The sequence below is a fragment of the Pectobacterium sp. F1-1 genome (assembly GCF_025643735.1).
GTDB classification, from domain to species: Bacteria; Pseudomonadota; Gammaproteobacteria; order Enterobacterales; family Enterobacteriaceae; genus Pectobacterium; species Pectobacterium colocasium.
Genome location: NZ_CP104733.1, coordinates 1,560,813 through 1,573,828, shown reverse-complemented (window position 1 = coordinate 1,573,828; position 13,016 = coordinate 1,560,813). Strand labels below are relative to the sequence as shown.

The 13,016-nt window shown below is 45.1% G+C and carries 10 protein-coding genes and 2 pseudogenes; 4 read left to right on the top strand and 8 right to left on the bottom strand.

Going from position 1 to position 13,016, the window contains the following annotated elements; all coding sequences use genetic code 11:
* Nucleotides 1–109: 109 nt before the first annotated feature.
* Both NAL19_RS06870 and NAL19_RS06865 read right to left on the bottom strand, forming a co-directional pair.
* The gene (locus tag NAL19_RS06870) at nt 110–1,252 is read right to left on the bottom strand and encodes a reverse transcriptase family protein (protein ID WP_263059206.1); all 1,143 of its coding nucleotides are present in this window, start codon (nt 1,250–1,252) and stop codon (nt 110–112) included.
* A gap of 235 nt (nt 1,253–1,487) precedes the next feature.
* Nucleotides 1,488–2,657, bottom strand: a complete 1,170-nt coding sequence (locus NAL19_RS06865) for a hypothetical protein (RefSeq protein WP_263059205.1) — start codon at nt 2,655–2,657, stop codon at nt 1,488–1,490.
* Nucleotides 2,658–2,999: 342 nt separating this feature from the next.
* Between NAL19_RS06865 and NAL19_RS21675 the strand changes: the two are divergent.
* Nucleotides 3,000–3,134: pseudogene (locus NAL19_RS21675) on the top strand (mobilization protein mobC); the annotation flags it as partial.
* Nucleotides 3,135–3,167: 33 nt separating this feature from the next.
* Here the strand turns inward: NAL19_RS21675 and NAL19_RS06860 are convergent.
* The 3 genes from NAL19_RS06860 to NAL19_RS06850 form a co-directional block, all read right to left on the bottom strand.
* Nucleotides 3,168–3,482 carry a CcdB family protein gene (locus NAL19_RS06860; RefSeq protein WP_263059204.1) on the bottom strand — a complete coding sequence of 105 codons (315 nt, stop codon included), beginning with the start codon at nt 3,480–3,482 and terminating at the stop codon, nt 3,168–3,170.
* Between the two features lie 2 nt (nt 3,483–3,484).
* Nucleotides 3,485–3,721, bottom strand: a complete 237-nt coding sequence (locus NAL19_RS06855; RefSeq protein WP_029729596.1) for a type II toxin-antitoxin system CcdA family antitoxin — start codon at nt 3,719–3,721, stop codon at nt 3,485–3,487.
* A 317-nt stretch (nt 3,722–4,038) separates the two neighbouring features.
* Nucleotides 4,039–4,983 carry an ArdC family protein gene (locus NAL19_RS06850; RefSeq protein ID WP_263059203.1) on the bottom strand — a complete coding sequence of 315 codons (945 nt, stop codon included), beginning with the start codon at nt 4,981–4,983 and terminating at the stop codon, nt 4,039–4,041.
* Nucleotides 4,984–5,707: 724 nt separating this feature from the next.
* Between NAL19_RS06850 and NAL19_RS06845 the strand changes: the two genes are divergently transcribed.
* The 3 genes from NAL19_RS06845 to NAL19_RS06835 are packed head-to-tail and all read left to right on the top strand — an operon-like array spanning nt 5,708 to nt 11,532.
* Nucleotides 5,708–8,017: a TerB N-terminal domain-containing protein gene (locus NAL19_RS06845; protein ID WP_263059202.1), complete on the top strand. Its 2,310-nt coding sequence runs from the start codon at nt 5,708–5,710 to the stop codon at nt 8,015–8,017.
* A gap of 3 nt (nt 8,018–8,020) precedes the next feature.
* Complete coding sequence (locus NAL19_RS06840; protein WP_263059201.1) at nt 8,021–9,337, top strand: ATP-binding protein; 1,317 nt, start codon at nt 8,021–8,023, stop codon at nt 9,335–9,337.
* The gene (locus NAL19_RS06835) at nt 9,334–11,532 is read left to right on the top strand and encodes a DEAD/DEAH box helicase (protein WP_263059200.1); all 2,199 of its coding nucleotides are present in this window, start codon (nt 9,334–9,336) and stop codon (nt 11,530–11,532) included. The genes NAL19_RS06840 and NAL19_RS06835 overlap by 4 nt, the downstream gene beginning before the upstream one ends.
* A 63-nt stretch (nt 11,533–11,595) precedes the next feature.
* Here the strand turns inward: NAL19_RS06835 and NAL19_RS06830 are convergent, their stop codons facing one another.
* The 3 genes and pseudogenes from NAL19_RS06830 to NAL19_RS06820 all read right to left on the bottom strand — a co-directional run bounded on the left by NAL19_RS06830 (nt 11,596) and on the right by NAL19_RS06820 (nt 13,016).
* Nucleotides 11,596–11,724, bottom strand: a complete 129-nt coding sequence (locus NAL19_RS06830; RefSeq protein WP_009113454.1) for a hypothetical protein — start codon at nt 11,722–11,724, stop codon at nt 11,596–11,598.
* A 252-nt stretch (nt 11,725–11,976) separates the two neighbouring features.
* Nucleotides 11,977–12,189, bottom strand: a pseudogene (locus NAL19_RS06825) (helix-turn-helix domain-containing protein); the annotation flags it as partial.
* A gap of 137 nt (nt 12,190–12,326) precedes the next feature.
* On the bottom strand, nt 12,327–13,016 hold the full coding sequence (locus NAL19_RS06820; RefSeq protein WP_024108548.1) for an aspartyl/asparaginyl beta-hydroxylase domain-containing protein: 690 nt from the start codon (nt 13,014–13,016) through the stop codon (nt 12,327–12,329).

Here is a 13,016-nt window from a genome sequence, read left to right as displayed (position 1 = left end):
CCGTCATATGTTACCTTTTCGCCAGCGCCAGAAATTCCAACCACTGCGGAGTTATGCCACGTTGAGCCAGATCAAAGCTGATACGTGGTAGCACATCTCATTGCAGAAATTAGTTAAAACCGTGGGATTCTAAGGCTCTGTAGAAATCATTTAGTTTTTTATCTCCATATTCTCGTGAAATAGAACGTGCAAAAAGAATTTTTCCTTTTATGTGCTCCAACATTCCAAATACGCTTTGGAATTTCCTTTCTAAAGCATGAAGTTTAGGACCATGCTTTGCCAAAGCATAAAGATGTGAATCAATACTCCGTTTGAATTCTTTTGATATTTTTGGTGTTTCTGAATCTACATTTAATCCAAGAACTATTTTTCTAGAGCCTGGTGGTGATAATTTAATTTTGGTTTTATTTAATTTATAACCTTCATTTTTAAGGTAATTAATGAGTCTACCGACTAGATTACTGATTAATGTTCTATTAACTTCAGCGCTTGAAAAAGAAATAAATATATCATCTGCATATCTAGAGTAAAGCCCACCATAAGATTTTACTAATAAATTTATTTTTTCATCTAAATTATAAAATGCCATATTTGATAGCATAGGGCTTGTTGGTGATCCCTGCGGTAGCCTACCTATGTAACTAATACCACTACGAGAGAAAGGTTCTTTTCTATTTTCTCGCATATGTAACTCCCAAGTTTTTTGATGTGCTGTTAATTTTTTTGGTTGATAAGTACAAATTCGTGAAAGAGCAAAAGAAACTATAGGAGAATAACCGATAGAGATAAACTGCTTGTAAATATGCACTTCAGAAGTCATATCAAAAAACGTTTCAATATCTAACTTTAAAAGCCACTTTGATGAGCAGTGAATTTCCGCACATTTATATATCGATGCTTTCTTATGATATGAATAGCAGCAAGGATGTGGAGTTAAATTTTTAAGAACATTGAAATTAATCCATTGTTGTATTTTTTTTAGCTCATCATGCGGTGCACTTATAAATCTACTTCCGCCAGATTTTTTTGGAATTGAATAGTGATCATATTCACTAATTTCCCTCAAAATTATTGACTTTAGGTAATTTTCTTCAGCGAAGATTAGCTTACTAAGATGTTGTATGCTATGGATATAAGTTAAGCCGTGATCATGGAATTTACTTGATTTCACCATAAGGCTTTTTAAAACTGCGGGTTCCCTTCTGGCCTCTACTCCGCCAATAAAATAAAGATGGGATGGGACAATGGTCATTTGCTACCTTAATGGTTTTGAATTTGCACTACCCCTTCAGCGAAAACGAACGAGACCGACGAGTCGGGAGAGCTGAAGGGGCTGATGCGTATGAATGCGAATCATCTTCCGAAGTTAATAATTAATCATTAACCTAGAGTATAACTCTCACGGTATGTTACTACCGCCCGATCCTCTTAGAGAGGGCCAATTGTAGACCAATTGACTGACACTAGCTTTATGACCAAAGCCCCGATCACCATTTTCGAGGATAATAGAATTCTGGGTTTGATGCAATAAATTTTAGACCTTTAGCTTGAATACCTACTTCAACACGGCCTAACCCAGTTAAAGTGAATAACTCTTCATTTAAATCCACCCATCCGATCTCTTTTAAATTTTTTAGTATAAATCTAATTTCATACTGTGATAAGCCCAAAATTCTGCTTAAATTTTTTATGGATAGGGGTTCAGATGCTAGAGTGTTAATTATTAATTTAATTTTATTTATTTTAGATAGTATTTTTGTTTTACTTTCTATTTCGTAAATGAAATCACTATTTACATATCGGCTAGGGAATAAAGCGTCCCATTTACTTAATTTAGTTATCCCTTTAACTCTTGGACTATATTTAATTTTACTCCTGTATAGGATAGAAGGTATATTATTTGGGGCTGAGTGCGAAAACACTACACTGACCGCTGAATGACCATAACCTAATGGATAACGCTCTCCTTCATCACAATAAGATTCACATAAGAGTTTAATGTCATCAACATTTTTCAACTTATTTATTGTTGGTGCCAAGTATAAAATATTAAGATTAATTCCCTTCTTTTTTTCAATGTATTTCCTGACTTCCGTCTCACCTTGCAATGTTGCCATGTATGCTAAAACCTCAATTTTTAAGGTTCCAAAAGAAAGCCAACTTTTTATTGTTGGGTGATTATACAACCTATCTAAATATGTTTTTGTTCTATCCCCTGAACCAATTAAGTCATCAATTAATATTAATTTACTAATGGATGATTTTTGCATTTCATCCAGGGAGTTTGAAACGTAGATAGATTTTTTCCCTATTTTTATTCTACTTAGTGGGAAGTAAATCTTGTTTTTCCTATTGAGTTGAGTATATAGATTTGAAATGAATGCTTCACTACCTAAAGGTTGATTTGAATTTTGCAATTGGGGTGGGATAGCTTTATTTTCCAAATCAAAAATTTGCTCGTTGTCGTCGAGTTCTCTGATTGGCAATATTGAAACCTTTTCATTATTTTCATTTTCTAAAATCACTTCTTTTAAGTCCATTATTAAAGATGATGACTTGATATAAACCAGGCCATTCAGAAGAGATTCTGCAATTACTCTATGAGTTTTAGAGAACTGTTTTAACCAATGCTGTGTCGAGTGCATGTTTGAGATCATACTATCTTCATATTTTTATCGAACAATCATCATATTTTAAATGTTTGTCGAGAATTAACAAGAGCAAACCAGTGTTGAGCATTTCAATTGGTTAGGGATTCATTCAAAGTCTAAATACTTTCGTAAAATACTACTAATTTTTCCCAATCTATGTTTACATCTGACGAACGGTCTGGACTCCTTTTAGGAATTTACTATTCGGCACAGCTGTTTAGATGATATTTCGATAGCAACTTCCGCTTCTGGCACGGAGCGGACAGAGAGTAAGTCACCAAGCACCTTTAACAGCGTCGTCTGATGCTGCAATGGTGAGCTAATTTTCTGGATTCTAACAGCAACGGTCTGGTTAGGCTGTTTGACAGTATCAGGAGGGTGGTAAGGAACGGAATTTTGGTTCCGTTTGATGCGAAAAACCGGGAGATGTTTCTCTTCCGCACGATAGACGAACTTGAACAGGCTCCCGTCAGCCGCAATTAAAGGCATGCCTGTTTAACAGCATAGAAAGAAATGTCAGAACCCGTCGATGAGGAAGTCTATTGCCGCCTTTACCTGAGTGCGGTACTGCGACACATCACAAAACACCGTCCCCAGAGCCTGAACAGGGATACTTGCCAGTTCGTGGGTCATTACGGCGTATTCTTTGCCATCCGTCAGCCTGATGACGGGGACAAGGCGATCCGGTCGGCGGCCTGCCGGATACTTTTCAATAGGGAGCAATGGGATCACTATCCGACGATTTAATTGCCCGATAATATCGCTCGTGACATCGAGCAACAGCGGGTAAACGACGCTTTTCCCGGTATTACCGTATACAGTGAATTGCATGGTTAAAACGTCCTGTATTCATCGCTGAAACAACCCTGCTCATCATGAAAACGATTTAGTGCTGCGAGAGCCTCCCTGTTTTCTTCCTGCCATTTTTTCGCTTCATGAGAGCGAAGCTCTGCATCCAGCGCGGTTGTCAGGGTAGCACTCAGATTAATACCCGCTTCACGCGCTCTTACCAATAAGGCACGCTCTACTGTCATGGTCACGCTCTGCGTGTTGCGTTGTTTCGCGGTCATAGTTTCTCTCCTGCATGAAATACGTGCGTATTACACGGCATAATACACTTATCACAACACCAAAAACAGGCTCTGCTAGCGTTCAGTCCTGCAAACCTCAAAGTCAGTCGTCATACCTGAACCGTCGTTTACAGCAATTACCGATGTACAAACGCCGTTTGCGGGATGCGCGGGCTCTTTGCCGCCCGCACCCGCAGCCTGCGAATCTTCCAGGCATATTATGTCCAGAAAATTCGCAGGGAAATTTAAACATCTGTCACCTCCCTACCCCGATATAAGGTTAAAGCCGCATTCCTTTGCGGCTTATGATCTCCGACTCAAATCTTACCCATCAGGTAACGATGCGCTTTTGAGGCAGCGCTGGCCGCTTTGAAAATATAGCGCTTGTCATTTTTCAGCGCCTGGAGCCATGAGGCAATATAGCTTTCATGCTGCACCTCTCCAACAATCCCCAAATCCGCCATCAGAAAAGCACTTCCCAGCTCCGCTACTAATTCCTCCTCCGCATAATCTGCACTGCCAAATTTCCCTTTCATTTCACGGTTAAGTCGTTTTTGACCACCACTCCAGTGAACCAGCTCATGCAAGCCAGTAGCGTAGAAATTAGCTGCATCTGAAAACAGATGGCGCTCCGGCAACCAGACCTCATCGGTTGAGGGTCTGAAAAAGGCGTTTTGTCCTTTCTCAATGATGTTTGCGCCGCTCTTCTGGAACAGATTTTCAGCCTCCGGCAACGGGTCAAAGGTTGCTTCCGGGCTGACTGTTTCAGTTGTCAGAGGCAAACCGTCAATTTGCTGAACGTTAAACACGTTGAAAGTTTTCAGCATCGGGACCTGGTCGATTTCTCCGTCTTCGTTCTCCTTCTCCAGGGTGGTGTAGAAAATGGCTGTCGTGCCGTGCTCGCCTTTGCGAACCTGCCCACCTACTGCCTGTGCTTGTTTGTAGGTCATCCAGCGTGAATCACCGAAGCCCTGTTCTGACGCACTGCACCACAACAGCATGATATTCATTCCGCTATACGCGGCACCGGTTGCGAAGTTGGAAGGCAACCCAGACATGCCCGACACTCGTTTCCACGGGCAAGACCATGGTTTTACACCGGCTTCAATCGCAGCAATGATGTTGTTGGTGACAGTCTGATAAATATCGGTTTTGGCCTTAGAAAATTTCGTTTTTGAGGAGCCTGACTGCTCCAGCGGGGATACGCTGGTCGCCGCTGCGGTGTTAGGGGCGCTAGTCTGGGTATGCAGGGAAATGGTCATGTTTTTTCTCCGTCAGTGGTGTGATTTTCGTCTTCGTATCGCCTGACGGTTCGCTTTCCCGACATCGTTCCGTCCCGCAAGGGCGCAGCATGCGTGCCATTTACCCTTGCAGGATGGGTTGTGTTGGGAAACGATTAACCGGAAGCTGATACGGGAACGGAAGACACACGGGGAAAAACTGACACTGCATAGGCGGGCGTAGCGTCCCTTCGGATGCAGTGGTGAAATGGTTTTGGGGTTGAATTTAGCGGTATTAGTTCAAAGCTGAACTGACAGTATTTTGAGGTAGACCACAATAAGATATGGCAGTCTGGATTGCGAAATGCGGGAACGTTCGAGGCTAATAGGCTAGGAAAAAAGCTGCACCCAAAGGCTATGTTTTCAGTAGGAACGAGAACTCTACTCAGTAAACAGGTAAGTTTTGCATTCAGTGTAAAGTCCTGCCGTGTCTACATCTATGTGGCTGTTGTCCACATGTTAACGCAATAAGGCAACAGTACCCGGAGGCCTCGCATTAGTCCGTCTTAAGAATTAACTGCCGACTTTGCGCATTTAGCTGTTAGCTAATGGTTTTATCGGTGAAAACCAATGGGCTAAATTTGGTCATGTTTTGATTTTAAACTTCGCAATACAGAAGTATTATTTTAGGATTAATCCACTTCCCCCTATTTTCCCTCGCCATTTTTTCGGCGTATGAGAAAAGTCATTCTTAAGGTTATTACCCATGGAGCTATGGATATTTATAGCGGCGATTTATGTAATTTATCTATTGTTTTTCAGAAAGAAAAAATATAAATCTGCAGATTCTTATCCTTCTAAAATCGTGAAAGCGCCACCTAAAGAATGGCTTGCTGACATCAAGAAAAAAGAGGCTGTTGTAAGAAGCGATGACAGTGAAGATGATGATCTGGCAACTTTTACACTGGGCAGTCGTAGTGTCGAATACAGAATAACAACGACTCAACGTCAGAATACCTCAAAAACCACTACTGGTACTTTGGCTCGATGGGTATTGCCGGGTGATGTGGCCACTGTGCGTGGTGTGGAGATTACCGGTGGTTATTTTTATTTCGGTCAGCGGATGAAGCCCGCTGGGCAGAGCTTAAGCGGCTATTATGATGATGGCACTGAGGCATCATTAATTGACGACACGCTCAATATTCACCACAAACCTTATCTTTATGAAGATAGTTCATTGGGATACTGGCCCAGCTATTCCTCGCTTTCAGCTGATGCGCGCGGCGCGTATCTAAACTGGCTTGCCAGTGATAGGTCCGACGCGTCATGCCCTGTAGGTTACGTATTTATCTATCTGTATGGGCTGGAAAGAAAGGCACTTGTTGACTGCCGGGATGGTAATACACCTGACGCAGAGTTCCGTACTCTATTTAATGAAATCTGCCGGTTAAGATCGGTATTCATTGAGAACCGCTCTTTCCGGAATTACTCGTCCCAGTTACTGGAAGCAATGTCTATTCTGCGCCCAGATGTTAATCTGGTTGCCGACCTTGGCCGTGATTCGAGTTTCAGCAATGGTATGCTGTTTAAGCTAGCGCTGGCAAAGGCTGTGGATGCTGGAGTTCCTGTGTCAGCCGATCTGGCGCTGACGTGGGTAACAAATCACACGGAGTATGCGTTACGAACTCCCGCCCGCCGCTGTGCGAAAGAATTTGCTGCGCTTTTCAAACGGCGCTATACCCTCAAATATGGTGAAGGGATGGTCGTCAAACCGAATAAAACACGACTGCGTTTGGATTACACCCCTGCAAGCCCCAGTCTGCGCGGCATTCGCCTGCCTGTTCCAGACTTGCCTGACCCTAGTGCATTGAAGGGGCCTGTCCAGAAAATCATGACGCTTGCAGAGATCTGTACAGATGAACTAGATGCTTACAGCCGCTATCTTGGCAGGAAAGGTACGTCAGAAAATGATACTGCGGCAATCATGTTGCTGCCTATGGAAATCATCAATGAAAGCGCAGGAAAAGTTTTAAATACATTCAAATGCTGGGCTGATGAAGTGATAGCGAGTCACAAGGGGTTAACCACCGTTGCTGACTTCTGGGCACATATGGGAGCCACTTGCCCGGCGAAAATCAATAAAAAAGAAGCCGACCTGATGCAGGCCTTTGCACTGAAAATGGGCTACTGCCTAGCACCTGATCCGCTTTACCACCATGTGAAAGCAGAAGCTGACGGCGTACTGGTTTTATTTGCCGCTGGTGAGGGAGCGCGCTTACCACCATCTCCGGCATTTATCTCAGCGGTGATGACGCTAAGGCTGGGGTCAATGGTGGCCTTAACCGACAATAGCCTTGCTCAGGCCGAGCAGAAAGTGCTGGAAAATGCTATCGACCATAATTCTGGCTTTAGCGAAGATGAAAAACGCTCCTTACATGCGTATTTGACGTGGCAACTTCATACCCCGGCCAGCATGGCTGGCATGAAAAATAGAATAGCGCTGTTGAGTGCGATGGAAAAATCAGCAGTAGGTAAGGTTATCGTGGGAGTAGCCTGCTCGGATGGCAGAATTGAGCCTGCCGAAATCAAACAGCTGGAAAAAATTTATTCAGGCCTAGGACTGGATCCTTCAACTATCTCCGGCAACATCCATCAGCATTCTACGGCAGAGGTTACCCCGCTGTCGTCTGCATCAGCGAGTCTTGGGGCCGCTGAGTTCACGCTGGACGCCAGCGTGCTGGCTCACCATGAGTCGGCCACAGACGATGTCCGTAAATTACTTAGCGCGATTTTCACCGAGGACGAACCGGAATTGCGCGAGAGCACCCCTGTCGCCGGAGCGCAGGATGGTGGCCTTGATAATGCACATAGCCAGCTTTACCACAGGCTTCTGGAAAAGGAGCAGTGGCCCCGGAAAGAGGTGATGGAACTGTGCGAAAATTTTAATTTGATGCTCAGCGGTGCACTTGAGGTTATTAATGATTGGTCCTATGCGGTGGTTGATGCACCAGTGCTGGATGATGCCGATGATGATATCTGGGTAGACCTAGAAATTTCCAAAGAATTAGAGGGATAGGTGATGTCTGTGACACGCATAAGAGTTAAAGAACGGGATGCCATTATCCAATCACTGAAGTCTGGTGTAACGCCAAGAATAGGCATTCAGCACATCCAGGTGGGCAGGATGAATGAGATTACAGCCCTCCATCAGGATATTGAGCGGATAGCGGACGGCGGCGCAAGCTTCAGACTCATCATCGGTGAATACGGATCCGGCAAAACTTTCTTTTTGAGCGTTGTACGCTCTATTGCACTGGAAAAAAAACTGGTAACAGTCAGTGCCGACCTTTCCCCTGACAGGCGCATTCATTCATCGGGAGGTCAGGCGCGTAATCTCTACTCAGAGCTTATGAAGAACATGTCCACCCGCAACAAACCTGATGGTAATGCGTTACTCAGTGTTGTGGAGAGATTCGTCACGGAGGCGAGGAAGGAGGCTGATGCGGATGGCATTACAGTCTCGTCAGTTATTCACCAACGCCTGGCTGCGCTGTCCGACATGGTGGGGGGATATGACTTTGCTAAAGTCATTGATGCATTCTGGCGCGGACATGAACAGGATAACGAAACGTTAAAATCCAATGCCATTCGCTGGTTGCGGGGCGAATACACCACAAAAACCGATGCCCGAAACGATCTCGACGTCCGGACTATTATCTCAGACGCCTCGTTTTACGATTCATTGAAGCTGGTAAGCCTGTTTGTCCGTCAGGCAGGCTATGCAGGGTTACTGGTCAGCCTCGACGAGATGGTAAACCTTTATAAGCTGAACAACACTCAGGCGAGGACTGCAAACTATGAACAGATCCTGCGAATCCTGAATGACTGTCTGCAGGGTTCTGCCGAGAATATTGGTTTTGTTCTTGGAGGCACGCCCGAGTTCCTGTTTGATCCGCGTAAAGGACTCTACAGTTATGAGGCGCTGCAATCGCGTCTGGCGGAAAATCGGTTCGCTCAGAAAGCAGGAGTAATTGACTACTCGTCACCCACGCTACATCTTGCCAGTCTCACCCCAGAGGAATTGTATATTTTACTTAAAAATCTTCGCCATGTTTATGCAGGCGGGGAGATCGAAAAGTATCTGGTATCAGATGACGCACTTACTGGTTTTCTGCACCACTGCAGTAAAACCATCGGAGATGCTTACTTCCGTACCCCCCGAAACACCATCAAAGGTTTCCTAGATATGCTGGCCGTGCTGGAACAAAACAGTACGATAAGCTGGCAGACGCTAATCTCGGGTGTGGCGATTGAAGATGACAGGCCCAGCGATATGGATGATGCCATTGCGCAGGGAGAAGATGATGATGACGACCTGGCCAACTTCAAATTATGAGCAGCGCGTACGATAGTCTCGATCCACGCGTTCGTAAGTGGGTTTATAAGCAGGGCTGGTCTACATTAAGGCCCCTGCAAGAGAGCGCTATCCCGGTTGTTTTAGCCCGTGACCAAGACGTGCTAATTAGTGCAGGTACAGCAGCGGGTAAAACAGAGGCTTTCTTTCTGCCTGCCTGTTCAGCGATTGCAGATATTACAGGTGGATTTGGTATTATCTATATCAGCCCACTTAAAGCACTGATTAACGACCAGTATCGACGTCTTGAGAGCCTAGGCGAGGTGTTGGATATGCCGGTGACACCATGGCATGGTGATGTACCGCAAAGCAAAAAGAAGAAGATACGGACCGACCCGGCGGGCATCCTGCTTATTACGCCAGAATCACTTGAGTCGTTACTCATAAACTCATCGGGCTGGATTAAACAGGCGTTTTCGCCAGTAGCCTACATTGTTATTGATGAGTTTCACGCCTTTATTGGTACCGAACGCGGCATGCAACTGCTCTCGCTACTCAACAGAATTGATCATGTGCTGGGCCGTCATGCGAATCCAGTTCCCCGCGTTGCGTTGAGCGCTACGTTAGGAGAACTAGATAAGGTGCCTGAACTGTTGCGTCCGGATCAGCGATTGCCCTGCGCAATTGTAACAGATAACAATAGCGCGGCCACATTGCAAGTGCAGGTCAAAGGCTATCTAGTACCGGTGAACGAAAAAGGAGAAGAACCACAAATCTCAGCAGAAAAACACGTCTGCGCTGACATTTTCAGACTCTGCCGTGGCGACTCCCATTTAGTTTTTGCAAACAGTCGAAAGCGCACAGAAAGCATTGCGGCGACGTTGAGTGACATGTGTGAGGAAAATGTTGTTCCCAATGAATTCTTTCCCCATCACGGCTCCTTGTCTAGGGAATTACGCGAGACGCTCGAAACCCGCCTACAGCAGGGTAATTTGCCTACAACAGCCGTCTGTACCATGACGCTTGAACTGGGTATTGATATCGGTAAGGTGCAGTCGGTTATACAGGTTACTCCTCCACATTCCGTCTCCAGCCTGCGTCAGCGTATGGGCCGGTCAGGACGGCGAGATTCGCCATCGGTTCTGAGAATGCTGATCTCTGAGCAAGAACTTACCGCAACCAGCGACATGCTAGACCGCTTGCGGCTACAACTGGTTCAGTCGATGGCGATGATTAGATTGATGATCACTAAGCGATGGTTCGAACCGGCTGATGCCCGCCAGATGCATTACTCCACGTTGCTGCACCAAATCCTTGCGATCACAGCACAATGGGGCGGGGTTAGAGCCGATCAACTTTGGTCACAGCTGTGCCAGACTGGCCCCTTCCGGAACATCGACTTAACTGATTTCAAAACTCTGCTTCGGCATATGGGAGCATACGGCCTGCTGACACAACTTGCTAGCGGAGAAATGGTTATCGGGGCTGAGGGAGAGAAACTGACTAACCATTATACGTTTTACGCCGTGTTCAATACCCCAGAAGAGTTCCGTATTGTCACAGGAAGCCGAACCCTTGGCACAGTACCAGTGGACTCTCCCCTTCTGCCTGAGCAACACATAATCTTCGGTGGACGCCGCTGGAAAGTGACAGAGATCGAGGTGGAAAAAAAAGTTATCTATGTCGAGGCGACCAAAGGCGGCCAGCCGCCACAGTTTAGTGGTGGGGGGATGTCTGTTCATGATGTTGTTCGTCAGGAGATGCTCGCCATATACAGGGAGAATGATTATCGCATCGCGATAGGAAGTAAGAGAGTCGATTATGCAGATGCCACCGCCAGAAGCCTTTTTGCAGAAGGCTGTGACAACTTTAAACGTTACAATCTGCAAAATTCCCATTTTATTTCCGACGGCCAGCGTAGCTACGTTTTCCCCTGGATGGGCGATAAAGTCGTAAATACAATAACGGCCTTGCTCATGCGTAGCAGCTTTAAAGCCAGTTCATTTGCCGGTGTTATAGAAATAGATGATGCAAGTGTATCTTCGATCCAACACGCGCTAAAAGAAGTGCTGTTGTCGGGCTTGCCTTCAGAGTCTGAGCTCGCTGCAGATGTTCCAGAAAAATATCTGGATAAATATGACGATTATCTGCCGGAGCCTCTGCTTGCGAAAGGATATGGAGCAAAAGCATATGACATAGAAGGTACGCAGATCTGGCTACAGAAAAATATTCTGTAGTCTATTTTCGTAATAGGGTATAAAAAATTCATTTACACCCTAAATTATTCGCAGACTTATTTTTTATTTCCCTGTGGATTTACTAGGTTTTAACTCCGGAGTATTACCGGGAGTATCCTTATTATCACGCCGACGTTTATCAGGTTTTCCTGTCGATTTAGCAATTGGTTTAGGACCAGGTTTAAGAGCCATGATAGTTATCCTTTAACGGTTTAAGAGGGAAGCCCTCTACATCGATATATGGGATGTAATGAAAGTTTTCAATTTGAGGTTAACTGCTTTCAAACGACTAATTCGCAATTGTGTGAGCTATGTCCGCTTTGTCACAAGCCGGACAGACTCGAGGCTACATAACATCTGCTATGAGCGATCTAAGGACATTTACCTTTGGGAGGAAGTGGAAGTCCTCTAAAAATGATTGATCCCTTAAAACGGTATACTTACAGCATCATCAGTACGATTTTTAAGGTTAGGTGTGCGGCGACTACGGTTTATCAGTGCATCCACGCCGCCTTCATCGGCCTGTTCGCGGTAACGATAAAACGTATCCCGTGAAACGCCCATGATCTTGCAGGCTTTGGATACGTTGCTGAGCTCTTCAGCGAGGTTGAGCAAACCAGCTTTGTGTTTGATAACGGGATTGGTAGTATGAAGCATGAGAGTTACCTTGTGTTTTGTATAAGGCTTCGACACCCCTATCAAAACCGGTAACTCTCAACCTTTCAAGGTCATGTGTCAGATCAAGTCGCGACTAATACAATTGAACTCAAAATAGATCTCATTACGGTCAGACATTAATCATTATTGGCCTTATTGATCATCACCCCACCCCACTTTTTTTTCATTTTTAAGCAACACAAGTTAATAAAGCTCAGAGGAGTAATCATTGGTCGCATAAAATCAATCATCAAAATCACACGTTTATCATCAGCTTCGTTATAAACTTCATGCTCATAGCAATCGTCCAAAACAACACTTTTCCCTACTTGCCATGTATGAAACTCATTCATCACCCTGATATAGGGCGGATTCTTTTCCGGAACCTCGATACCGATATGGTAGCGCAATATGCCTGCATACGGCCCTTCATGCGCGGCCAACGTCACTCTCGGTTCCAGTACGGCCACCGTAGCATTGATCACATTCGGCATCGTTTTAACCAGTCTGAGCAACGTGGGGCAATCGGTGCGTGCCCGCTCGTTTTCCTCCCACATAAACCACGCATAATACAGTTTCCAATTTTCAGAAACCTCCGCCGCCCGCACAGGGTCAATATCCTTATAGCGCGTCAGCTCACGCTTATTGATAAGGGAGGTAATCTCCTGATGTATTTGTGGAAAATGAGCCTCTAATATTCGACTTTCCGGAAACACTTCATCCGCAGTCAGCAGTGGCGGACGCCGGCTTCCTCCCACGGAGAACAGAAAGAGTTTATTCAGCAGATTACGCAGAAATGCATTGTTTTTACTGATGGAACCTTTCAT